A 21,662-nucleotide genomic window follows, 5' to 3' on the forward strand; every position below is an offset into this window, starting at 1 on the left:
GCAGGTCGCGCGGCTGCGTCAGCGTCCAGTTCTCGGAAAGCACGTGGACGAGCCGGACGCTCATCCGGAGTCGGTCTCGCCGGCGGGGCGGCGCGACCAGTGGCGCCACGCGCTCTCGACATGGGCGCGCATGAGCACCTCCGCCCGGTCGCCGTCACCGGCCTCGATCGCCTCGCAAAGCTCCTCGTGCTCGGCGACGTCGGCGTCCTGCCAGGTCGGCTGGGCGCGTCGGCTCGCGAGGAGCCGGCGTCCGACGTCCGCGATCCAGAGCGAGTCGAAGATGCGCCCCAGGGCGTCGTTCTGTGTGGCGGTGGCCAGCGCGGCGTGGAAACCGCGGCTCGCGTCGTGGGCAGCTGCCGCCGTGCGGGCCGTGCGCTCGGCGACCACCCAGCGCCGTAGCTCGTGCAGGTCGGCGTCGTCCCGCCGCTCGGCGGCAAGCCGCGCAATGCCGGGCTCGAGCAGGAGCCGCGCCTCGAGACGCTCGAGCACGCGTTCGAGCCCGACGTCCGCGACGAAGAAGCCGCGATTGACCTCGAAGTCGACGAGTCCGTCGCCCGCGAGGCGGCGCAGCGCCTCCCGCACCGAGCCGCGCGAGATACCGAGCGCATCCGCGAGCTCCGCCTGGCCGACGCGCGCCCCGGGCCGGAGGCGCCCGTCCACGATCCGTGCGCGGAGCTCGTCGTAGGCCAGCTCGACGACGGAGCGAACGCGAAGTGGGCCGGCGGGAGTCGCCATCACTGAATCACTGGAAGGTTGACATTCGATGTTCGAACCTTGTATACCCACCGCCGTCCCCGGCGCAAGGGGCGCCGGCAAGCAGGAGGAGCTCCAATGAGTGAGACCGGCTCGACGGCCCCGAGCGCGAGCCTCGGGCAGAAGAACCTCTCGACGATCCACGCGGTGGCCCAGTCGCTCGCGATCGGGCCGATGTTCTCGACGGCGCTGATCCTCGGCCTCGTCTCGAACCCGGGCACCGGGGCCGCGTGGAACGCGACGCTCGCCATCCTGATCGCGGGGCTCGGCGTCCTGGCGATCGGATACGCCGTCGTGCTCTACGCCCGCCGGTTCGCCGGCGCGGGCGCCGTCTACGAGTACCTGACACACGGCGCGCACCCGTGGGTCGGCGTCCTCACGGCGGGGGTGTTCTTCCTCGGCACGCTCTTCCTCGGCGGCGGCGGCATCTACCTCGGCGTCGGCATCCTCTCCGAGGGCGCCTGGCAGGCGCACATCTCGGACAACTCGCCGGCCTGGTGGGTGTTCGGGTTGATCGGTCTCGCGATCGTGCTCGTCCTCAACCATCTCGGCGTCCGCGTCGCGGTGCGCGCGATGCTCACCTTCGCCACGCTGTCGTTCATCCCGATGCTGATCCTCGCGATCGTGATCCTCGCGAAGGGCGGCGACAGCGGCATCTCGCTGTCGGTCTTCAACCCGAACGAGACGTCGTGGTTCGGCGTCACGGGCGGCGGCGTCCTCGGCGGGGTGCTCCTCGGGATCCTGCTCTTCGTCGGCTTCGAGGCGGCTGCGTCGATCGGCGAGGAGTCGAACGACCCGCACCGCTCGATCCCGCGCGCCGTGCTGTTCACGATCGGCGCGTCGGCGGCCTTCTACGTCGTGATGGCGTTCGCGTTCTCGATGGGCTACGGCAAAGAGGCCGTCAACCAGGGCGCCTGGGCGCTCTCGCCGGGCGCCGTGAACGAGATGGCGACGCGGTACGTCGGTTCCTGGTTCGCGGCGATCCTCGACGTGGTCGTGATCCTCGACGCGATGGCGCTCGCGCTCGCGATCTGCGTGACGATCGGCCGCGGCTACTTCGCGCTCTCGCGCGACGGGCTGCTGCCGAAGGTCTTCTCGAAGACCTCGCGCTACGACACCCCGTGGGTCGCCAACCTGATGGTCGCGGTCGGGGGCATCGGCCTGATGCTCGTGTCGTGGCTCGCGAACTACCAGAACCGCTTCGTCGTACCCGGCGAGAACGGCGATCTCGTCCCGATCTTCCCCTCGGACGGGTTCGCGACGTTCATTCTCGCGGCGACGATCGGCTCGTTCGCCGTCGAGCTCGTGTACCTGATCCTCGCCGTCGTCGCCTTCGCACTCGTACGCCGGGCGGGGAACAAGCCATGGCAGTACGCCGTCCTCCTGGTCGCGGTGGCGACCCCGCTGCTCGGCTACTTCGGCGCCCTCAAGCCGGGCCCGCACGACCGCTCGAACGTCAACTGGGAGGCCTTCTACTGGACGATCGGCGTCGTGCTCGTCGCGGTAGTGTGGTTCGTCGTCGTGCTCGTCCTGCGTCCCGCGAACGTCCGCTCTGCGGCCGCGCACGCGGCCGAGCACCGTGGCGTGCCGCCGCTGGACGAGGGCCTCGACTTCGAGCCGCTCCCCGAGGGCGAGATGCCGCTTTGAGCGAGGCCGCCTGGCATGCGGTCGGCCCCGCCGGCGACGAGCCGGCGGGGACGCTCCGCCAGGTCGAGGTCGAAGGGCGCGCCGTCTGCGTCGGACGGACCCCCGGCGGCTGGGTCGCGTTCGACGACACGTGCACGCACGAGGAGTGCTCGCTCGCCGAGGGCGAGCTCGACGAGGGCGTCATCGTCTGCCCGTGCCACGGGTCGGAGTTCGACGTGCGGACGGGCGACGTCCTCACGCCACCGGCGCTCGACCCGCTCCCGGTCTACGAGGCGCGCGAGGAGGGCGGCTCGCTCCTCGTCCGCCTCGCCCCGCCGCCGGCGGCGGCGGAGGCCGTGCACGCGCGCGAGGACCACGTGCCGGAGGCGGTGACCCGCGAGGCAACGGTGCCCGGGCCATCGCTCGACGGCCTCGTCATCGACGACGTCGACCTCACCGACCTCGACGTCTGGGAGGAGCGTGTCCCGTACGACTGGCTCGCGCTCCTGCGGCGGGACGCGCCGCTCCACTGGAACCCCGAGCACGACGGACGGGGCTTCTGGGCGCTCACGCGCTACGACGACGTGCTCCACGTGTCGAAGGACTGGCAGACGTTCTCCTCGGAGCTCGGCGGCACCTCGCTGCAGGACCTGACGCCGGAGGAGCTCGAGGCCCGACGGTCGATGATCGACACCGACCCGCCACCGCACACGCGCCTGCGGGCGCTCGTCAACAAGGGTTTCACGCCCCGTGTCGTCAACACCTACGAGGAGCGGATCCGAGGGCTCGCGCGTGACATCCTCTCGCGCGCCGTCGCAGAGGACGAGTTCGACTGGGTCCACTCGGTCGCCGAGGAGATCCCCATGTGGGTCTTCTCGGACATCATGGGGCTCCCGGTCGACGACCGGAAGCTCATCATCGAGCTCGGGGACAAGATCCTGGGCAACACCGACCCGGAGGTCGTCGGCCCGGAGAACGTCGCCGAGGTGGCGCTCAAGGACCCGGAGCTCCGCAAGCTTCCCTTCTCGAGCCCGTTCTCGCTCGACCTGATCGAGTACGGCCGACAGCTCGGCGAGAAGCGGCGGCGGGATCCCCGAGACGACATCACGACGAAGCTCGTCGAGGCGGAGATCGACGGGTCGCGGCTCTCCGAGCAGGAGTTCGGCGTGATGTTCATCCTCCTCACGACCGCTGGCAACGAGACGACGCGGCACACCATCTCGCTCGGCCTCCACGACCTCCTCACGCACCCGGACGAGCTGCAGCGGCTGATCGACGATCCGTCGCTCGCGGGAACGGCCGCGGACGAGCTCCTGCGACGGGCGCACCCCGTGCACCACTTCCGGCGCACGGCGACCCGCGACGTCGTCATGCACGGCCGGCGCATCAGGGAGGGCGACAAGGTCACGATCTGGTACGCGGCGGCGAACTACGACGACGCGAGGTTCGCCGACCCCTACCGGCTCGACGTGGGGCGCACGCCGAACCGGCATCTCACCTTCGGCCTCGGCGGGCCGCACTTCTGCCTCGGGATGCACCTCGCGAAGCTCGAGATCAAGGTCTGGCTCGAGGAGATGATCCCGTACCTGCCCCGGATCGAGCTCGCGGGCGAGCCCGTCCGCCTCCGCTCGTCCTTCTTCAACGGCGTCAAGCGCCTGCCCGTGCGGGTCCGCGCGTAGATCAGAGTCCCCGACCAGGAGGTCGATCCACCGCATGTCCTACGGTCACGACCCCGAAGCGGCCGTCGCCTCGCTGCGCGGCCAGGGCGTCAAGGCGATCCGCCTGCTGTACACCGACCTGCACGGCGTCGCCCGCGGCAAGGACATCCCGATCGGGCACTTCGTCGACCTGCTCGAGGAGGGCATCGCCTTCTGTGCCGTGATCATGGGCACCGACCTGAGTCACACGCCGGTCGTCGGTGGCGAGCAGGGCTACGTCGACTTCGCCGTCCGGCCCGATCCGGAGACGCTCCGCGTCGTGCCGTGGCAGCCCGAGGTCGCCTGGTGTCTCGGCGAGGCGTGGACGCTCGACGGCACCGACCACTGGCCGTCGTGCCCTCGCGCCCTGCTGGCCCGGGTCGTCGGGCGCTACGCGACGCGCGGGCTGCTCCCGATCGTCGGGCCGGAGCTCGAGTGGTTCCTGTGCACCCGCGACCCCGACGCGCCCAACGGCCTCGGCCGCTATGTCGACGAGCTGTCGCGGGTGTACACCGTCGGCGCTGTCTCCGACCCGCGCCAGATCAACCTGAAAACGCTGCTCTGGGCCGACGATCTCGGGCTCAAGGCGTTCGCCGGCAACCACGAGTTCATGAACTCGCAGTACGAGATCAACCTGAAGCACTCCTCGGCGCTCGACGCCGCCGACCGCGCGTTCATGCTCAAGGCGGCGGTGAAGGAGGTCGCGGCGCGCGAGGGCCTGCTCGCGACGTTCATGGGCCGGCCGTTCACCGACCAGGGAGGATCCGGCTTCCACGTGCACCTCTCGCTGTCGGATTCCGACGGCCGGAACGCGTTCGCGTCGGACGACGCCGCCCTGAGCCCGCTCGGGTTGCGGTTCGTCGCGGGCGTGCTCGAGCACGCGCAGGGGCTCCAGGCGCTGCTCGGGCCGACGATCAACGCGTACAAGCGGATCCTCCCGGACAGCCTCGCGCCGACGCACGCGAACTGGGGGCACGACAACCGCACCGCATTCTGCCGCGTCCCGAACGAGCGCGGCTCGCGGACGCGCGTCGAGGTGCGCACCGGGGACGGCTCCGCGTGCCCGCACCTCATCACCGCGGCGCTGCTCCTCGCCGGGCTCGACGGCATCGAGCGCGAGCTCGACCCGCCCGAGCCGGTCGTCGGCGACGCCTACCGGATGGACGACGCGCACGCGGGGACGAAGCTGCCCGCAGAGCTCGGCCCGGCGCTCGACGCGCTCGAGGCCGACGCCTGGCTCGTGGCGGAACTCGGCGAGGAGCTCGTCTCGACGTTCGTCGCGATGAAGCGCTTCGAGGTGGAGCGGTTCGAGAAGGCGGTGGGGACGTTCGACCCCGAGGTGATCACGGAGTGGGAGGTGCGCGAGTATGCCGCCCATCTCTGAGCTCGTCCTGACCGAGCGGTGCGTCCGGGTCGAGGTCGACGGCGAGCCGCGCTGGGGCCGTCGCGAGGGAGACACGATCGTGCTCGACGACCGCAGGGAGATCGCCGAGACGGACGCGCTCTACCTCGCGCCCGTCGAGCCGACGAAGATCTTCGCGGTGCATCTCACGTACCGCTCGCGCGTCGAGGAGTACGCCGCGCGGACGCCGCCCGAGCCGTCGTACTTCGTGAAGCCGCCGACGACGTTGAACGGGCACCGCCGGCCGATCCGGATGGCGAAGGGCGCCCGCTTCCTCAACTACGAGGGCGAGCTCGCCGTCGTCGTCGGACGGCGGATGAAGGGCGTCGCGATCGACGACGTGCTCTCGTACGTCGCCGGCTACACGTGCGCGAACGACGTCGGGATGCACGACTTCCGCCACGCCGACCGGGGCGCGATGCTGCGGGTCAAGGGCCAGGACGGGTTCCTGCCGCTCGGACCCGAGCTGGTTCCGGCCGCCGAGTTCGACCCGACGGCCTACACGCTTCGCACGTACGTGAACGGCGACGTCGTGCAGGAAGCGACGGCGGGCGACCTCATGTTCGGCGTTGCGTACCAGCTGGCCGACCTCTGCCGCGTGATCACGCTCGAGCCCGGCGACGTGCTCCTCACCGGGACACCGGCAAACTCCCGGCCGATGCGGGCGGGAGACGTCGTCGAGGTCGAGATCACCGGCCTCGGCAGGCTCACGAACACGATCGAGGAGTGGGACGTCGACCTCGCCGGGCCGGGCGAGCAGCTCCAGGTCTCCGCCCAGACGCTCCACGTCGCGCTCGCGATCCCCGAGGACGAGGCGGAGCGGATGGTGGCCGAGGGCCGGATGCCCGGATGATCCGCCTCGGCCGCATCGACCACGTCTGCCTCCGCGTCGCGGATCTCGACGAGGCGGCGGCGCGCTGGTCTCTCCAGCTCGGGCTCATGGAGCGGCCGCGCGCGGACGGTCGTGCGTTCCTCGCCTGCAACGACGAGCCGTACTGCGTCGAGCTCGCGGCCGGCGACGAGCCGGGGCACGACCACACGGCCTTCGAGCTCCACTCGACCTGCTCGCCGGACGACGCGCGCGCGCATCTCGACGTCCGGGGTATCGAGTTCGAGGAACGCGAGGGGTCGATCTGGCTCGCCGACCCGGACGGCCGCGCGATCCAGCTCCTCCCGCATCGCGAGTCCGCGACGGAAGTCGACCGCTGGCCGCAGCACGCGCGGCCCTCCTCGACGGTGCACCTCGGCGGCCCGAGGCGGCTCGGCCACGTCAACTGCCTCACCGGCGACATCCACGCGAACGCGGCGTTCTACACGGACGGGCTCGGGATGCGGCTCTCCGACTGGCTCGGCACCGCGGGCGTCTGGTTCCACATCGATTCGGAGCACCACGTGATGGCGCTCGTGGACGTGGGATACGCGCACTTCCACCACCTGGCGTTCGACGTCGTCGACATCGGGAAGATGCGCGACCTGCTCGACCACCTCGCGCGGCACGGCCGCTGGGTCTCGTGGGGGCCGACGCGCCACGGGATCGCCGGCAACATCGCGACGTACGTCCGCATCACGGAGGAGCCCTGCCACGTCGAGCTCTACTGCGACATGGAGCGGCTCGCGGACGACCACGTCCCGCGCACGTACCCGGACGACCGCTACTCGTCGAACACCTGGGGCCCGCTGCCGCCGCGCTCGTACTTCCGCTTCGACCCGGTCGCGGTCGAGTGGGAGAGCGGGAGCTGGGAGACGCGCGGCCGCCCGCTGCCGCCGGCGGAGATCGAGGCGTGACGATGCGCGAAGCAGGAGCGGCGAGGCTGAAGCCCCGCCCCGGTAGCCTCGCCCGCCTCGGCTCGGGAGCGACGCGATGGCGCTGAAGGGCTACACCGTGCCCCGCACGCCGGAGGGGCGCTCGTCGCTCGTCCCGTACCCGCCCTGGCACTACGTCGGTGCGTTCCTCGTAATCGACTACTGGGCGGACCCCGACCAGGCCGTCGCCTTCCTGCCCGAGGGGATCGACCCGCACCCGGACCCCGGGCGCTGCGCGTTCGTCGCCGCCGACTGGCAGTCGTGCTCGGAGGGCGGCGACGAGCTCGTCGACCCGTCGCGCTCGCAGTACAAGGAGGTGTTCGTCGTCGTGAACGGGCTTCTCGACGGCGAGGAGGTCACCGTCTGCTCCTACATCTGGGTCGACCGCGATTTCGCGCTCACGCGAGGATGGATCCAGGGCTTCCCGAAGAAGCTCGGCTCGATCTGGATCACGCGCAGCTTCGGCCTCGGCGGGCCGGCCGACCCGGGGATGGAGCGGGGAGGACGGTTCGGCGTGACCTGCGCGGCCTACGAGCGCCGTGTCGCGCAGGCGACCGTGACGCTCGAGCACGTCTCGGCGGGCGGCCCCTTCCACAACGCGCCGCCGATCGTCAACGTCCGCCACTTCCCGCGACTCGCCGCCGGGCAGCACGACGCCCCTGCCGTGCACGAGCTCGTCCGGGCGGTGTCGCGCGACCGCGCCGTCTCGGAGGTGTGGGAGGGATCGGCGACGCTCGAGCTCTTCGGCGCCGCCCACGAGGAGGTCGACGCGCTGGCCCCCGTGCGAATCGGCCGCGGGTACCGCTTCACGTTCGCCTACACCGTCGACGACCTCGAGACGGTGCGGGGGCTCGGGCCGTGAAGGTCGCGCTGGTCACCGGTGGAGGAACAGGGATCGGGGCCGCGGTCGCGCGGCGGCTCGCCGCGGAGGGGTACGCCGTCGTGGTCACGGGGCGGCGCGCAGCCCCGATCGAGGAGATCGCCGCCGAGATCGACGGCCTCGCCGTCGTGGCCGACACCGGCCTCGTGGACGACGCCGAGCGCGCCGTGCGGGAGACGGTCGAGCGGTTCGGCGGCCTCGACGCGCTCGTCTGCAACGCGGGCATCGGCGGTGGGGGCTCGCTCCGCGACCTCGACCCTGCGACCTGGGACGACGTGCTGCGCACGAACCTGACCGGCGCCTTTCTGACGTGCCGAGCGGCGATCGACCACCTCGCCGCGCGGCGGGGCTCGGTCGTGACGATCTCGTCCGTCTCGGGCCTCCGCGCGTCCCCGGAGTCCCTCGCCTACTGCGCGTCGAAAGCGGGTCTCCTGATGCTGACCCAGTGCATGGCCGTCGATCACGGTCCCGAGGGCGTCCGCGTGAACTGCGTCGCACCGGGCTGGGTGCGCACGCCGATGGCGGACGAGGACATGGACGTGCTGGCGGAGAGGCTCGGTCTCGATCGTGAGGCTGCGTACGCGGAGACCACCGTCGACGTTCCCCTGCGGCGGCCCGCCTCGCCCGAGGAGGTCGCCGCGACGGTCGCGTGGCTCGTCTCGGACGACGCGTCCTACGTCAACGGCTCGGTCGTCACGGTCGACGGCGGGCACACGCCGGTCGACGTGGCCATGGTCGCCTTCGGCAGGGCCTCCGCGTGAGCCGCGTCGGGGTCGCCGGCGTCGACGTCTCGACCGAGCACTTCATCGGCGGCGAGCGCGTCGGGAGCGTGTCGACGTTCGTCGACCTGAGCCCGATGGACGCGCAGCCGATCGCCGAGATCGCGCGCGGGGGCGAGCGCGAGGCGTCGCTCGCGGTCGAGGCTGCGCAGGCGGCGTTCCCGGGCTGGGCTGCGCTGGGCGCGTCCGGCCGCGCGGCGCACCTCCACCGCCTCGCCGAGCTGATCGACGAGAACGTCGACCGGCTCGCGGTCGTCGAGTGCGCCGACATGGCGATGCTGCTCCGCTCGTTGCGGGCCCGGGTGATCTCGCGGGGCGCGCGGAACTTCCGGGCCTATGCCGACCTCGCCGTCGCCCACGAGGAGCGCGTCTGGGAGTCGAACGGGACCCGGAACCGGGTGATCCGGATGCCGAGCGGCCCGGCGGTCGTGATCACGCCGTGGAACGCCCCCTTCATGCTCTCGACCTGGAAGACCGCACCCGCCCTCGCCGCGGGATGCACGGTGATCCTCAAGCCCGCGGAATGGTCGCCGCTCTCGTGCTCGCTCCTGTGCGACCTCGTCGCCGAGGCCGGCTTTCCGCCCGGCGTCTTCAACGTCGTGCAGGGGATCGGCGAGGAGATCGGAGCGGCGCTCACGCGTCATCCCGGCGTGCGGCGGATCTCGTTCACCGGCTCGCCCGAGACCGCAGTCCACATCGGCACCGCCGCCGCTCGGAACATCGTCCCGTTCACGGGCGAGCTCGGCGGCAAGGGGCCGCTCCTGGTCTTCGCGGACGCCGATCTCGAAGCAGCGGCGCGCAAGGCCGCGGGTCAGTACGACGACGCGGGACAGGTCTGCCTCGCGGGGACCCGCCTGCTCGTCGAGCGCTCGGTCGAGGACGAGTTCCTCGAGCTGTTCCACCGCTTCACGGACGAGCACGTGCTCGGCGACCCACGCGACGACGCGACGACGGTCTCGCCGCTCATCCATCCCGATCACCTCGCGCGGGTCGAGGGGTTCGTCGAGCGCGCCCGCGCGAACGGCGACGAGGTCGTCCGCGGCGGCCGAGCCCGCGATGACGTCGGCCCGCTCTTCTACGACCCGACGCTCGTCGTTCCGCGGTCGAACGAGTCGGAGATCGTCCAACGCGAGGTGTTCGGCCCGGTGCTCACGTTCCAGACGTTCGCCGACGAGGACGAGGGCGTCGAGCTTGCGAACTCGACGCGCTACGGGCTCTCCGGGATCGTCTACACGGGCTCGGAGGAGCGCGCCGCGCGTGTCGGCCGCGCCGTGCGCGCGGGCACGCTCTGGGTCAACACCTTTCTCGTCCGCGACCTGACGGCGCCGTTCGGCGGAATGGGGATCTCCGGGATCGGGCGGGAGGGAGGCGACTACGCGCTCGACTTCTACTCCGACCTGAAGACGCTCCAGATCCTGGACGGGACGACCGCGTGACGACGATCGAGGCGTATGCCGCCTCGGTCACGGTCGAGGAGCTCGACCGAGATCCGTACCCCGTCTACGCGCGGCTGCGCGCCGACGCGCCGGTGTGCCTCGTCCCGGCGGTCGGCCTCTGGTTCGTCACGCGCTGGGCGGACGTCGAGGCTGCGGCGACGCAGCCCGAGGTGTTCTGCTCGCGTGTCGACCCGTCGCCGCTCGAGCGGACGATGGGCGGCGAGAGCATCCTCCTGCTCGACGGCGAGCCGCAGAAGCGACTGCGCGCCATGCTCGACCCGTCCCTGCGCCCACGCGTCGTCGAGGCGACGACCCCCGAGCTGATCGAGCCGCTCGCGAGGGAGCTCCTCGACGCTCTCGAGGGTCGCGGTGAAGCCGAGCTGATGAGCGAGTACTTCGAGCCGATCTCCGTGCTCGGCCTCGGACGCGTGCTCGGGCTCGGGCACCTCGACGGCGACACGCTGCGGCGCTGGTTCCACGGGCTCGCCGAGGGCGCGACGAACTTCGAGGACGACCCGGCGAAATGGAAGGTCGCCGACGCTACGGCGACCGAGATCGACGTCGAGCTGGCGCCGGTCTTCGAGCGGCTGCACGCGGATCCCGACGAATCGACGATCGCGACCATGCTCGCCCTGGCCGAGGGAACGCTCGAGGAGCGCGTCGCGACGATCCTGCCGACGCTCAAGGTGATTCTCCTAGGCGGCATGCAAGAGCCGGGCCACGCGGCCGGCTCGACGCTCGTGGGGCTGCTCGAGTCGCGGCAGGTCAGAGCGCTGCTCGACGACCTGACGCTCGTCCGCGACGCCGTCGAGGAGGGGCTGCGCTGGATCTCGCCGATCGGCACCCAGACCCGTCGCGCGCTCGTCGACGCCGAGCTCGGCGGGGTCACCGTGCCCGTCGGCGCGAACCTCGGCCTCCTCGTCTCCTCGGCGAACCGCGACGAGGACGTGTGGGGGCCGACCGCGGACGAGTTCAACCTCTTCCGTCCGAGGCGCAACCACGCCGCGTTCGGCTTCGGGTCGCATTTCTGCTCAGGGCACCACTTCTCGCGCGTCCAGATGCGGATTGCGCTGCGGGCGCTCCTCGAGCGGCTGCCCGGCCTCCGGCTCGATCCCGAGCGGCCGCCGGAGTTCAGCGGCTGGGAGTTCCGCGCGCCGCGGCACCTCCACGTGCGCTGGGACGCATGACCTGGGTCGATGCGGCGGATGCGTCGCTCCCGGACGGGACGGTCGTCGCGGTCGAGGCGGGCGGGACGCTCGTGGCGCTCGCGAAGGCGGCAGGTGCCTGGTACGCGGTCGAGGCCTGGTGTCCCCACGCCGAGTGCCCGCTCTCGGACGGCTGGGTCGAAGATGCGGCGATCCGCTGCGCCTGTCACGGGTCGCTGTTCGACCTCGTGACGGGGGACCCGCTCGAGGGGCCGGCGGAGGAGCCCGTGCACGTCTTTCCCACCCGCGCGATGGACGGCCGGGTCGAGATCGAGCTGGCGTGAAGGCCGACGTCGCGATCGTCGGGAACGGCGTCGGCGGCTACGCCTGCGCGGCGCGCCTCGCGAAGCACGGCATCCGACCTCTCCTGATCGGCCCGGGCCTCCCCGTCGATCGTCCGCCGTTGACGAAGAAGGCGCTCGCGACCGGCGTGCCGACCCTGCTCTCGGACGAGCAGCGGCTCGCCGAGCGCGGCATCGAGTGGCTCGACGGCATCGTCGCCGACGCCGACCTCGGCGGGGGGTTGCTGACGACCGACGTCGGCGACGTCGAGGCGGACACCATCGTCCTCGCGACCGGCCTGCGGTATCCGCGTCCTCCGATCCCGGGAATCGAGGCGGCGGTCGTGAACGCCGATCCTGCCTCGCTCGGGCGGATCGCGACCGTGCTCGCCCGGCCCGGCCGCCGCATCGCCCTGATCGGGGCGGGGCTGATCGGGACGGAGAGCGCCGCGACACTCGCCGCCGCCGGTCACGAGGTCAGCGTGCTGGACGTCCTCGAGCGCCCGCTCGACCGCCTCCACGACCCGCTCCCGGAGCTCGGCGCCGCCGCGCTCGCAGCCACGGGCGCCCGTTTTCTCGGCGGCGTGGAGATCACCGAGCTCGCAACGGGCGAGGACGGGCGCGTGACACTGTGGTATCCGGGTGGATCGCTCACGGCAGACCTCGTGCTCGCCGCGACCGGCGGCCGGCCGCGCGTGCCGCCGGGGCTCGACGTGGGGGCGGAGCTGCCGCTGGAGGTCGACGCGGCGCTTCGCCTTCCCGGCTTCGAGCGCGTGCACGCCGTCGGCGACCTCGTCGTCGTCCCTCATGCGCGCTTCGGGTCGATCCGCTTTCCACACTGGGACATGGCGATCGGCACCGGGGAGCACGCCGCGGACGCGATCGCGGGCGTTGCCGGGGAGCTCGACCGTCTGCCGTACTGGTGGACGGACATCGGCCCGCGGACGTTCGCCGAGGTCGGCTGGGCCGAGGCGGCTGTCGAGTGGGACGACGAGGACGGCGTCCACGTGGGCCGCGACGATGCCGGCGAGCCGGTCGCGGTGCTCGTCGTCGACGAGCCGCGCAGGCTCCGCGAGGCCCGCGCGCTGCTCGGGTACTAATTCGCGCCGATGAGCACGGCTTCCGAGCTTCCTTCGCTACGCCTCGACGCGAGCCGTGAGGAGGCGCTCGAGCGCGCGGCGGCGATCGTCGCCCGCGCCTGGCAGAGCTTCGACCGAGCGCGGCCCGGCCAGCCCGACGTCGACGAGCGACTCGGCGAGCTGCTTCGCGCGGCGCTCCCGAACACGGGCTCGAGCGTGCTCGCCGCTCTCGACGACGCGGCGCAGGTGCTCGACACCTCGATCGCCCAGCCGCGCCCGCGGTTCTTCGCGTTCGTCGGTTCGTCCGGCCTCGAGATCGGGGTGCTCGGCGACCTCCTCGCCTCGTGCTTCGACGTCAACCTCGCCGTCTGGGCGGGCGCGGCATCGGAGGTGGAGGACCAGGCTGTTCGCTGGGTCAGCGAATTCGTCGGCTACCCCGCCGCCGCGGGAGCCTTCACGAGCGGGGGCACGATCTCGAACGTCACGGCGCTCGCGGCCGCGCGTGAGCGGGCGCTGCCGGGCGCCCGGCGCGACGGAATGGCAGGCACGCGAGCGGCGCTCTACTGCTCGCGCGAGGCGCACTACTCGGTCGTCCGCTCCGCGGAGCTGCTCGGAATCGGGTCGGAGCACGTGCGTTCGCTGGAGATCGACGAGTTGCGCGGCCTCCGCCCGGAGGCCGTCGCGGAGGCGATCGACGAGGACCGCGCGGCCGGCGTCAGCCCCCTGGCCGTCGTCGCGACCGCGGGGACGACGCTCACGGGGGCGGTCGACCGGATCGACGCGCTCGCCGACGTCTGCGCGTCCCGTGACGTCTGGCTCCACGTCGACGGCGCGTACGGCGTCGCCGCCGCCTCGACGACCTCGGCCGGCCACCTCTTCGGCGGGCTCGATCGCGCCGACTCGGTGACGCTCGATGCACACAAATGGCTCTACCTGCCGAAGGCGTGCGGCGTCGTTCTCGTCCGCAGGCACGAGGACCTCCACGGCGCGCTCGCGCACGAGGAGGACTACATCCCGCACGAGCGGCCCGAGCACCACATGGTCGACATCACGCTCGAGTACTCACGCCCCTTCCGCGCGCTCAAGCTCTGGCTCGCGTTCCGGACGCATGGCGCAGAGGCGATTCGGGCGGCGATCGAACAGAACCTCGGACAGGCGCGCCTCCTCTACGACGAGGTCTCTAGCCACGACGAGCTCGAGCCGCTCTGCGGCGTGCCGCAGCTCTCGATCGTTCCTTTCCGCCACGTCCCGCCGGGCATGCCGGAGGACGACCTCGACGACCACAACGCCCGGCTCGTCGAGCAGCTACAGCGGCAGGGCGACGTCTGGGTTGCCCCGGCCCGTGTCGACGGGACGGTCTGCCTGCGCCCGTGCGTCGTCAACTACCGGACGACGAACGACGACGTCAGAGCGTTGGTCGACGCCGTGCTCGACGTCGGCCGGACGGTCGCCTAGAGGCTGTCGAAGGCCGCGCTCAGCGCTTCTTCTTCGCGCTCTTGCCGGTCTTCCGGCCCGCGGCTCCGGGTCGGTCGGACACGGGCTTCGAGCGCACGGGCATCCCCGCGCCGCCGTACTCCATGCGCCGGCGAAGCTGCCTGTTCGACGCCTCGGGCGTCTCGGCCTCCTGGCCGACCGCCGCCATGTAGGCGCGCCGCTCCGACGGCGTCAGCAGGTTGAGCATCCGCTGCGCCTGCTCCGGCGTCTTCGGCTCCCCGAACGTCGTCATCTTCCTCATTGCCGCCGCGAGCTCCGGATTCTCCCGCTCGAGCGCCGCGAGGGACGCCTTCTGGAACCACTTCTTGAAGAGAGGCACCTTCGACAGGAAGGTGACGACCGGCCGCAGGTACTTGCCGCCCTTGACCCGGCCGAGCAGCACGAAGACCCCCAGCAGGAGCGCGATCGCCAGGAGGACGACGAAAGGAATCCAGGCCCAGAACGGCACCGCGCGATCATAGCCTGGGCTCCGGCGTCAGCCGGAGCACGGGCCTAGAGTTGCGCGCGTGAGCACGCGCACACGGAAGGCCCTCGTCGGCCTCGGGATCGGGCTCGCGCTCGCGGACTCGTCGGTCGTGACACTGGCGCTGCCGGACATCCTGCGGCAGTTCGACGTCGAGATCCCGACGGTCGCATGGGTGCTCACCTCGTACAACCTCTGGCTCGCGCTCGCCGCCGTCCCGGCGGCGTACGTGGCACGGCGGCGACCCGTCCCGGCGTTCGCTGTGGGGACGCTCGTCTTCGCGGCGGCGTCGCTCGCGTGCGCGCTCGCGCCGTCCTTCGGCGTGCTCGTCGGCGCGCGGTGCGTCCAGGCGGTGGGCGGTGCGCTGCTCGTCTGCGCTGCGCTCGACCTCCTCACAGAGATCGAGGGGTCGGACACGCGCGCGGTGCGCACGTGGGCGGCAGCCGGGATCCTGGGTGCCGCCCTCGGGCCTGCGATCGGCGGGATCCTCACCGAGACCCTCGGGTGGGAGTCGATCTTCCTCGCGCAGGCACCGCTCGCGCTGCTGACGCTGCTTGCCGCGGTGCGCCTCCGCGTCCGACCGATGGTCGAGCCGGCCGGCCGGCCAAACGTCCCCGCGAACCTCGCGCTGCTCCTCCTGTCGGGCGCCCTCACGGCGGCCCTCTTCCTGCTCGTGCTCCTGCTCGTCGACGGCTGGCGGATGGATCCGGCCGTCGCCGGAATCGTGGTGACCGTGATGCCGGTCGCCGCGATCGCGACGGCGGCCATAGCGGATCGACTCGGCAACACGGCGACGCGCGCGGCGACCGGCGTCGTCCTCGTCACGGGCGGTCTGACCGCGCTCGGCGTGCTGCCGGGCTCGGCGTGGTGGTGGACAGTGGTCCCGCAGCTGCTGGTCGGCGCGGGCCTCGGTCTCGCGCTCTCGGCGCTGACGGAGCGCGCGCTCCACGGCCGATCGCCGCAGGCGGTCCACGGCGGCTGGACGATCGCGGCGCGTCACGCGGGCGTCGTCCTCGGTCTGCTGCTCCTGACGCCGGTGTTCACGACTGCTCTCGATCGCAACGAGGAGCGCGCTCTCCGCGCGGGTGCCGCCGCCGTGCTCGACAGCCGGATTCCCCCGCTCGAGAAGCTTGGAGTGGCTCAGGACGTCCTCGCCATCGTCCGCGCGTCCGACCGCGAGGTCCCGGACGTGCGCGGCGCCTTCGCCGACCGGCCCGATACGCCCGAGTACCGCGGGCTCGAGGACGAGCTCGTCTCGCAGCTCGACAGAGCCGTGACCGCGGCGTTCTCCCGTCCGTTCCTCCTCGCCGCGCTGCTGGCGCTGGCGGCGCTCGTTCCGATCATCGTCTCGCGAAGGGCGGTGACCGTATGAGGGCGCTGCCCCTCGTCGTCGCTGCAGCTGCCGCATGCGCGCTCGTCGCGGCGTACGTCGCGGTCGGGGGCACGTCGTACGAGCCGAGCCCGGTGGCGAACCCGTGCGCGCCCCGGCCGCCGCGTACCGCAGACGGCACGGGCGAGCAGATCGAGGTCGTGCTCCTCGCTGCGGCCGACAGCACCGCGTGCCGTCTGGGCGTCTCGCGCGAGGAGCTCGTGCTCGCACTGCGCAGCGTCGACGACCTCGACGCGCTCGCACGCAAGGAGGGGAAGTCGCGCGACGATCTCGAGGAGGCCCTGCGGGCGGGCCTCGTGCGAGCCGTGGACGAAGGCGAGAGCCAGGGGCTGATCGGAGGCACGACGGCCGGCGGCCTTCGGTTCGCGGCGGATCACCTCCCGCTCGGGCTCCTGCTCTCGGTCCTGCGCGGCGCGTCCTCGATCCTGGGCTGAGCACTTTCGCCGCCAGTAGGGTGCGCCGGTGAGGGGAAGACGGCGCCAGATCGTGTTCGGGGCGCTCGGGCTGGCGGTCGTCGTGGTCACGTTCGCCTTTGTCCTGCCGAAGATCGCGAACTACGGCGACGTCTGGGACGTCGTGAAGACGCTCGACACCGCCTGGTTGCTGGCGCTCCTCGCGGCCGTCGTCATCAACATCGTCACCTTCGCGCCGCCGTGGATGGTCGCCCTGCCCGGACTCCGGTTCCGGCAGGCGCTCCCCTTCACGCAGGCCTCGACGGCTTTCACGTACATCGCGCCGGGCGGCGGCATCGTCGGGATGGCCGGCTCCTACGGGCTGCTCAGGGCCTGGGGCTTCGGCTCGAGAGAGGTCGCGCGTGCGGTGACCCTGACGGGCGTCTGGAACCAGCTCGCGAACCTGCTCCTGCCGGTCGTCGCGGTGCTTCTGCTCTCGATCGAGCACCAGAGCGACGCCTTTCTCTCGACGGTCGCCGTCGTCGGAGCGGTCGTCTTCAGCATCGCCGTCTGCCTGCTCGCGCTCGTGCTGTGGAGCGACGGCCTCGCGCGGGGGGTGGGGGAGGCCGTCGAGGCCGCAACCAACAGAGTCCTGCGCATCGTCCGCAAGGGGCCGCTCACCGGCTGGCCGGAACGGCTCGTCGCCTTTCGCCGCTCCACGGTCGATCTCATCCGGCGACGCTGGGCATGGCTCACGCTCGCTGCGCTCCTCGGGAACATCACCGTCTTCGCGGTGCTGCTCGTCTGCATCCGCGCCGTCGGGATCGGCGCGAGCGAGCTGACGTGGGTCGAGGCGTTCGCCGGCTGGTCGCTCGCCAGGGCGCTCCAACTGATTCCCCTGACGCCGGGCGGCGTCGGGCCGGTCGAGCTCGGGATGACCGGAATCCTCGTCGGCTTCGGCGGCGCGAACGTGGAGGTCGTCGCCGCGGTGCTGCTCTACCGGGCGTTCACGATCCTGCCGACGCTGCTGCTGGGCCTCGCGACGATCGGCGCCTGGCGCTGGCTCGGCCCGGGCCGGCCGCGGGAAGGAGTCGACGCCGCCGCGGGGAATCCGCCGGGCGGGTGAAGGAACAGAGCCACAAGGACGAGATGTCCGCAGCGCTGCGGGGCGATTTTGCGCGCCTCCGCGACCGTGGCGTGTCCGCGACGCTCGTTCCGCACGACGCCCCTCGGGCGGCATCTGTCGAGCCGGAGGCTCCGGGCACAGAGCCGAGTGAGGAGCAGCATGCTCCCGAGCCGGTCACGGGCGTCGTGGCCGAGGCACCGGAAGGCGCAGAGCCCGAGCGGCAGCAGGAGCCGGAGCGCAGCGGCTGGCTGTCGCGCCTCGTTGGCCGCTGACGCGTTCCTCAGCCGTCGACGAGCAACCCCTGGAGAGGGCCGAGCAGCCGCTCGCTGACGCGCGACACGTGCGGCAGGCGGACGAGCCGGTGCGTCAACGGCGCCCCCGCCGTGAGGCGGTCGAGCTGCTCCGCCGCGGTTGGCTTCCACCGCTCGTCGATGATGCTCGTCGGGTCGCCCGAGACCTCGGCGAGGGGGAGCTCGAGATGCTCTGCCCAGAGCCGCTGTCGGGTCTCCGTGGCAAGCCGCCGGTCGTCCGTCACGAGGTTGACCTCGGTGTCGTTGAAGAGCGAGTGATCGTTGAGGTTGGCCGAGCCGATCGTCAGCCAGCGGTCGTCGACGATCCCGACCTTGGCGTGGACGTAGATCGGGTCGGCGAACGGCCCCTCGCGCGCGTAGAGGGTGCACGCGAGGAACCGTCCGCGGCCGTCGTCCGCCTCGACGAGCTCCGCGAGGACGCCGCGCGTGTCGTCGGCACCGGTGCTGGGCTTGCTCGGGAGCACGACGAGCAGCCGGAAGCGATCGCTCGGGGGCCGCCGGAGCTTCTCCTGGAGGATCGCTGCGATCTCCGGTGACCAGAGGAACTGGCTCTCGAGGTAGACGAGCTCCTGCGCGCCGGAGAGCGCCCGCGCGTACGCCTCGAGGATCCCGAACTCCCCGAGCGGCACGGCGTCGTAGATGTGCTCGGGCACCGTGCGAACGATCCGGATCATGCTCTCGGCGGCGTCATCGCCGGAAGCCACCGCCGGGAGCGTCTCACCCGTCACCTCGCGCCACCGCATCCGGAAGTGCTCCGCGACGTCCGCGACCACCGGCCCCGTGAGCCGCGCCGCGACGTCGTGCCAACCCACGTCCGCGCGCGAGACGTGCGCGTTGCCGTCGAAGCGATCGCCGCTCTCCGCCGTCAGGTCGATGCCGCCCACGAACGCCACCCGGTCGTCGATCACGATCGTCTTCTCGTGATGGCAGTGCAGCGGGCGCTCTTTCGCGTCCAGCGCCCATCGGATGCGTGTGCCGGCGCACGCGCTCTCGCGTAGGCGCTGCACCTCGCCGCGCGAGGGACGGAAGAGGGGGAGCGGTGCGCCCGCCCAGGTGAGGACGCGGACGTCGATCCGTTCGGCCAGTCGGGAGAGCACGTTCCGGAGGACCGTCGGCGCTGATCCGCGCGTCAGCGCGAACCCCGGCTCCACGTGCCAGCCCGCGAGATGCACGTGCAAGCGGGCGCCTTCGAGCTCTTTCGCCATCCGCGGCAGTGCCTCGGCGCCGTCGACCAAGACCTCGAGCGAGCCGCGCCGAGACGGCGTCCCGCGCTGCGACGCGCCGTCCGCGCCTCCGTCGAGCGCCTGCGACCAGCCGATGCGCGCGAGGCGTCGCCGGTGGTGGGCGACGACGGCACCCGTGATTACCCGCCCGAGTCGCCGGTCCACCACCTGCACGATCCTCGGCTGCGAGACCCTCACGAGATCCGTGTACCCGACCTGGCGGCGTTTCATCCGGCGGCCGGGCGACGCGCGGAGGCCGCCGCGCCGTCTCGCTAGCGTGCGCGCGATGCGTGTGCTGCGACGCCTGGCACGGTTGATCTGGGGCGACGACGTCGACGAGGCGCTGCGCCCGGTGCTCGGCGTGACCCTCGTCGGCACCGCTGCAGGCTCGGCGACGTGGAGCTTCCTGGCGATCTGGGCCGTCGAGGAGCTCGGCGCGAAGGCGGCGCTGCCCTTCGCCTTCCTCGTCGGCGCCGTCTTCTCCGGACTCAGCGGCTTCGCGGGCGGCTACCTCTCGGACAGGATCGGCCGGCGCCGGGTGATCCTGATCGGCAACGGCATCATGGTTGGGTATCCGCTGCTGCTCCTCGCGCTCTCGGACGCGAAGTGGGCGGGTCTCGCCGCGCTCTCCCTCGCGGGCGTGTTCGGCTCGCTCGGCGGCTCGGTGTCGCAGGCGATGGTGGCCGACCTCGTCGCACCCGAACGCCGTCAGCCCGCGTACGCCTCCGTTCGCGTGGCCGCGAACATGGGCGTGGTAGTCGGGCCGCCGCTCGGCGGTCTGCTGCTCGTCCTCGGCTCGTGGTCCGCGCTCTTCCCCTGCGTCGCCGTCCTGTCGGGAATCGCATGGTTCGTCGCGTACCGGTATCTGCCGCATCGCGGGGAGTTCGCACCCGAGGGGCCGCCGGAGCGTGGCTCGCTGTCGGTGATCCTCGGCGACCGGCGCTTCCTGATCTTCCTCGGCTCGGCCGTGTTCGCCTGGCTGACGTACGTCGCCTACGAGGTCGTGCTGCCCGTCTCTCTCGTGGACGGCTACGGATACCAACCCTCCGCGTGGGGCTTCCTCGTCTGGGTCAACCCGCTCCTCGTCACTCTTCTTCAATCCAGACTGACGAGGGAGACGGCTCGCGTAGCACCGGCCCCGAAGCTCGTCGTCGCCCTGCTCATTATGGGGCTCCCGTTCTCGCTCCTCGTCTTGACGCACGCGCTATGGGCGATCGTCTTCGTTGTGGTCGTCTTCGTGATCGGGGAGATGCTCTGGGTGCCGACGTCGCAGGCGGTCGTGGCGAATCTTGCCCCGCCGGACATCCGGGGCGCGTACATGGGCGCCTTTGGTAGCGCGCCTGCGATCGGCTTCGCGCTCGCGCCGCTGATCGGCCTCCAGGTGCGGAACAGCTTCGGGGACGAGGCGACGTGGGCGATGTTCGCCGTGATCGGCGTCATCGCGGCTGTGCTCGGCGGGCTTGCGCTCACGGGCATCCGACGCCCCGATGCGGCAAGGAGAGCCCCCCGGGCCGCGTAGATCACGTGGTGAATAGAGAGAACGAGCGCCAGCCGACATCAGGCCGAGGGCCAAGCGGAGATCCTCCGCGAGCATCTCGCGTTTCGACCGCTCGATCAGATAGCTCCTGCCCGTCGGAAGGTACGACGGCAGGACCCGCACCGCGCCGTAGTGGTACTCACCGTGCCGGAGCCTGTACGTCGGCCCCGACGGGATCACCCGCCGCTGCCGCCGTTGTCGCGCCACCGCGTTCATCGCCTTGATCGCGACGTCACCCATGAGCACGACAACCCGGAGGTTGGCAAGCGCGTCCAGTTCGGCCGCGAGCAACGGAGCCTGCTCTTCGACGGTTGCCGTCGGGATCGAAGCGGCGAGCTTGGGCGCTTTGACCGCAACCGTCAGATAGACACCGCGATGGACGAGAGCCTCGACGCTGTCGACGTCCGCTCCGCCGCTTCGGAAGGCGTCCACGAGGTTCGAGACGTACATCGAATCCCTCGACGCGGAGAAGAAGTCGTCGCCGGACTCGGTCAAGGTCTCGCAAACCGCCGTCATCCGTATCGCGGCGGGCTCCAGACCCGGAGGCAGATAGGGAAGCACCACGGACATCGCGCGACACTCCTTTCGGTCGCTCAGGCGTAGCGGAGCGCATCGCCGGGCCGGGATCGAACAGCCCGGCGCAGCGGCAGGAGCAGGACCAGCAGCGCGAGGGCGAGCGTTCCGGCAAGCGCGATCCAGATGTTCCAGAACGGGAACACGACCGGGAGGCGCACGCCCGCGACCTCCCAGATGAGCCAGACGATCAGGCGGGTGAGCGCGTACCC

At 71.7% G+C, this 21,662-nt stretch carries 19 protein-coding genes and 2 pseudogenes; 16 read left to right on the forward strand and 5 right to left on the reverse strand.

What is annotated here, in order from left to right; genetic code table 11:
- Positions 1–60: 60 nt before the first annotated feature.
- The gene (locus VNM44_RS11880; protein ID WP_325626096.1) at positions 61–735 is read right to left on the reverse strand and encodes a GntR family transcriptional regulator; all 675 of its coding nucleotides are present in this window, start codon (positions 733–735) and stop codon (positions 61–63) included.
- A 96-nt stretch (positions 736–831) separates the two neighbouring features.
- Between VNM44_RS11880 and VNM44_RS11885 the strand changes: the two genes are divergently transcribed.
- The 12 genes from VNM44_RS11885 (at position 832) to VNM44_RS11940 (ending at position 14,396) form a co-directional block, all read left to right on the forward strand.
- Positions 832–2,400, forward strand: coding sequence for an APC family permease (locus VNM44_RS11885; protein WP_325626097.1), 1,569 nt, complete (start codon positions 832–834; stop codon positions 2,398–2,400).
- Complete coding sequence (locus VNM44_RS11890) at positions 2,397–4,058, forward strand: cytochrome P450 (RefSeq protein ID WP_325626098.1); 1,662 nt, start codon at positions 2,397–2,399, stop codon at positions 4,056–4,058. Before VNM44_RS11885 ends, VNM44_RS11890 begins: the two co-directional genes overlap by 4 nt.
- A gap of 34 nt (positions 4,059–4,092) precedes the next feature.
- On the forward strand, positions 4,093–5,460 hold the full coding sequence (locus VNM44_RS11895; protein ID WP_325626099.1) for a glutamine synthetase family protein: 1,368 nt from the start codon (positions 4,093–4,095) through the stop codon (positions 5,458–5,460).
- Positions 5,444–6,331, forward strand: coding sequence for a fumarylacetoacetate hydrolase family protein (locus VNM44_RS11900; RefSeq protein ID WP_325626100.1), 888 nt, complete (start codon positions 5,444–5,446; stop codon positions 6,329–6,331). The genes VNM44_RS11895 and VNM44_RS11900 overlap by 17 nt, the downstream gene beginning before the upstream one ends.
- Positions 6,328–7,263 carry a VOC family protein gene (locus tag VNM44_RS11905; protein WP_325626101.1) on the forward strand — a complete coding sequence of 312 codons (936 nt, stop codon included), beginning with the start codon at positions 6,328–6,330 and terminating at the stop codon, positions 7,261–7,263. The genes VNM44_RS11900 and VNM44_RS11905 overlap by 4 nt, the downstream gene beginning before the upstream one ends.
- Positions 7,264–7,339: 76 nt before the next feature.
- On the forward strand, positions 7,340–8,143 hold the full coding sequence (locus tag VNM44_RS11910; protein WP_325626102.1) for an acetoacetate decarboxylase family protein: 804 nt from the start codon (positions 7,340–7,342) through the stop codon (positions 8,141–8,143).
- A complete protein-coding gene (locus VNM44_RS11915; RefSeq protein WP_325626103.1) occupies positions 8,140–8,922 on the forward strand; it encodes an SDR family oxidoreductase in 783 nt (260 codons plus the stop codon). Before VNM44_RS11910 ends, VNM44_RS11915 begins: the two co-directional genes overlap by 4 nt.
- Positions 8,919–10,376, forward strand: a complete 1,458-nt coding sequence (locus VNM44_RS11920) for an aldehyde dehydrogenase (RefSeq protein ID WP_325626104.1) — start codon at positions 8,919–8,921, stop codon at positions 10,374–10,376. Before VNM44_RS11915 ends, VNM44_RS11920 begins: the two co-directional genes overlap by 4 nt.
- Positions 10,373–11,563, forward strand: coding sequence for a cytochrome P450 (locus VNM44_RS11925; RefSeq protein ID WP_325626105.1), 1,191 nt, complete (start codon positions 10,373–10,375; stop codon positions 11,561–11,563). Before VNM44_RS11920 ends, VNM44_RS11925 begins: the two co-directional genes overlap by 4 nt.
- Positions 11,560–11,865, forward strand: coding sequence for a Rieske (2Fe-2S) protein (locus VNM44_RS11930; protein WP_325626106.1), 306 nt, complete (start codon positions 11,560–11,562; stop codon positions 11,863–11,865). Before VNM44_RS11925 ends, VNM44_RS11930 begins: the two co-directional genes overlap by 4 nt.
- Positions 11,862–12,962, forward strand: a complete 1,101-nt coding sequence (locus VNM44_RS11935; protein WP_325626107.1) for an NAD(P)/FAD-dependent oxidoreductase — start codon at positions 11,862–11,864, stop codon at positions 12,960–12,962. The genes VNM44_RS11930 and VNM44_RS11935 overlap by 4 nt, the downstream gene beginning before the upstream one ends.
- A gap of 9 nt (positions 12,963–12,971) precedes the next feature.
- The gene (locus VNM44_RS11940) at positions 12,972–14,396 is read left to right on the forward strand and encodes a pyridoxal phosphate-dependent decarboxylase family protein (protein WP_325626108.1); all 1,425 of its coding nucleotides are present in this window, start codon (positions 12,972–12,974) and stop codon (positions 14,394–14,396) included.
- 19 nt (positions 14,397–14,415) lie between these two features.
- Here VNM44_RS11940 and VNM44_RS11945 read toward each other — a convergent pair whose 3' ends face one another.
- A complete protein-coding gene (locus VNM44_RS11945) occupies positions 14,416–14,883 on the reverse strand; it encodes a hypothetical protein (RefSeq protein ID WP_325626109.1) in 468 nt (155 codons plus the stop codon).
- A 58-nt stretch (positions 14,884–14,941) separates the two neighbouring features.
- Here VNM44_RS11945 and VNM44_RS11950 point away from each other — a divergent pair, with 58 nt between their 5' ends.
- The 3 genes from VNM44_RS11950 to VNM44_RS11960 are packed head-to-tail and all read left to right on the forward strand — an operon-like array spanning position 14,942 to position 17,806.
- Positions 14,942–16,270: an MFS transporter gene (locus tag VNM44_RS11950; protein WP_325626110.1), complete on the forward strand. Its 1,329-nt coding sequence runs from the start codon at positions 14,942–14,944 to the stop codon at positions 16,268–16,270.
- Positions 16,267–16,722 (forward strand): hypothetical protein, encoded by a 456-nt coding sequence (locus VNM44_RS11955; RefSeq protein WP_325626111.1) that lies wholly within the window; start codon positions 16,267–16,269, stop codon positions 16,720–16,722. The genes VNM44_RS11950 and VNM44_RS11955 overlap by 4 nt, the downstream gene beginning before the upstream one ends.
- 28 nt (positions 16,723–16,750) lie before the next feature.
- On the forward strand, positions 16,751–17,806 hold the full coding sequence (locus VNM44_RS11960) for a YbhN family protein (protein WP_325626112.1): 1,056 nt from the start codon (positions 16,751–16,753) through the stop codon (positions 17,804–17,806).
- A 280-nt stretch (positions 17,807–18,086) separates the two neighbouring features.
- Here VNM44_RS11960 and VNM44_RS11965 read toward each other — a convergent pair whose 3' ends face one another.
- On the reverse strand, positions 18,087–19,538 hold the full coding sequence (locus tag VNM44_RS11965; RefSeq protein ID WP_325626113.1) for a phospholipase D family protein: 1,452 nt from the start codon (positions 19,536–19,538) through the stop codon (positions 18,087–18,089).
- An 88-nt stretch (positions 19,539–19,626) separates the two neighbouring features.
- Here VNM44_RS11965 and VNM44_RS11970 point away from each other — a divergent pair, with 88 nt between their 5' ends.
- A complete protein-coding gene (locus VNM44_RS11970) occupies positions 19,627–20,859 on the forward strand; it encodes an MFS transporter (protein ID WP_325626114.1) in 1,233 nt (410 codons plus the stop codon).
- A gap of 87 nt (positions 20,860–20,946) precedes the next feature.
- On the opposite strand, the pseudogene VNM44_RS17190 reads toward VNM44_RS11970, so the two are convergent.
- A pseudogene (locus tag VNM44_RS17190) lies at positions 20,947–21,447 on the reverse strand (uracil-DNA glycosylase family protein); the annotation flags it as partial.
- Between the two features lie 23 nt (positions 21,448–21,470).
- Positions 21,471–21,662 (reverse strand): annotated as a pseudogene (locus VNM44_RS11975) (hypothetical protein); the annotation flags it as partial.

Source organism: Gaiella sp., from assembly GCF_035558935.1.
Taxonomy (GTDB): Bacteria; Actinomycetota; Thermoleophilia; order Gaiellales; family Gaiellaceae; genus Gaiella.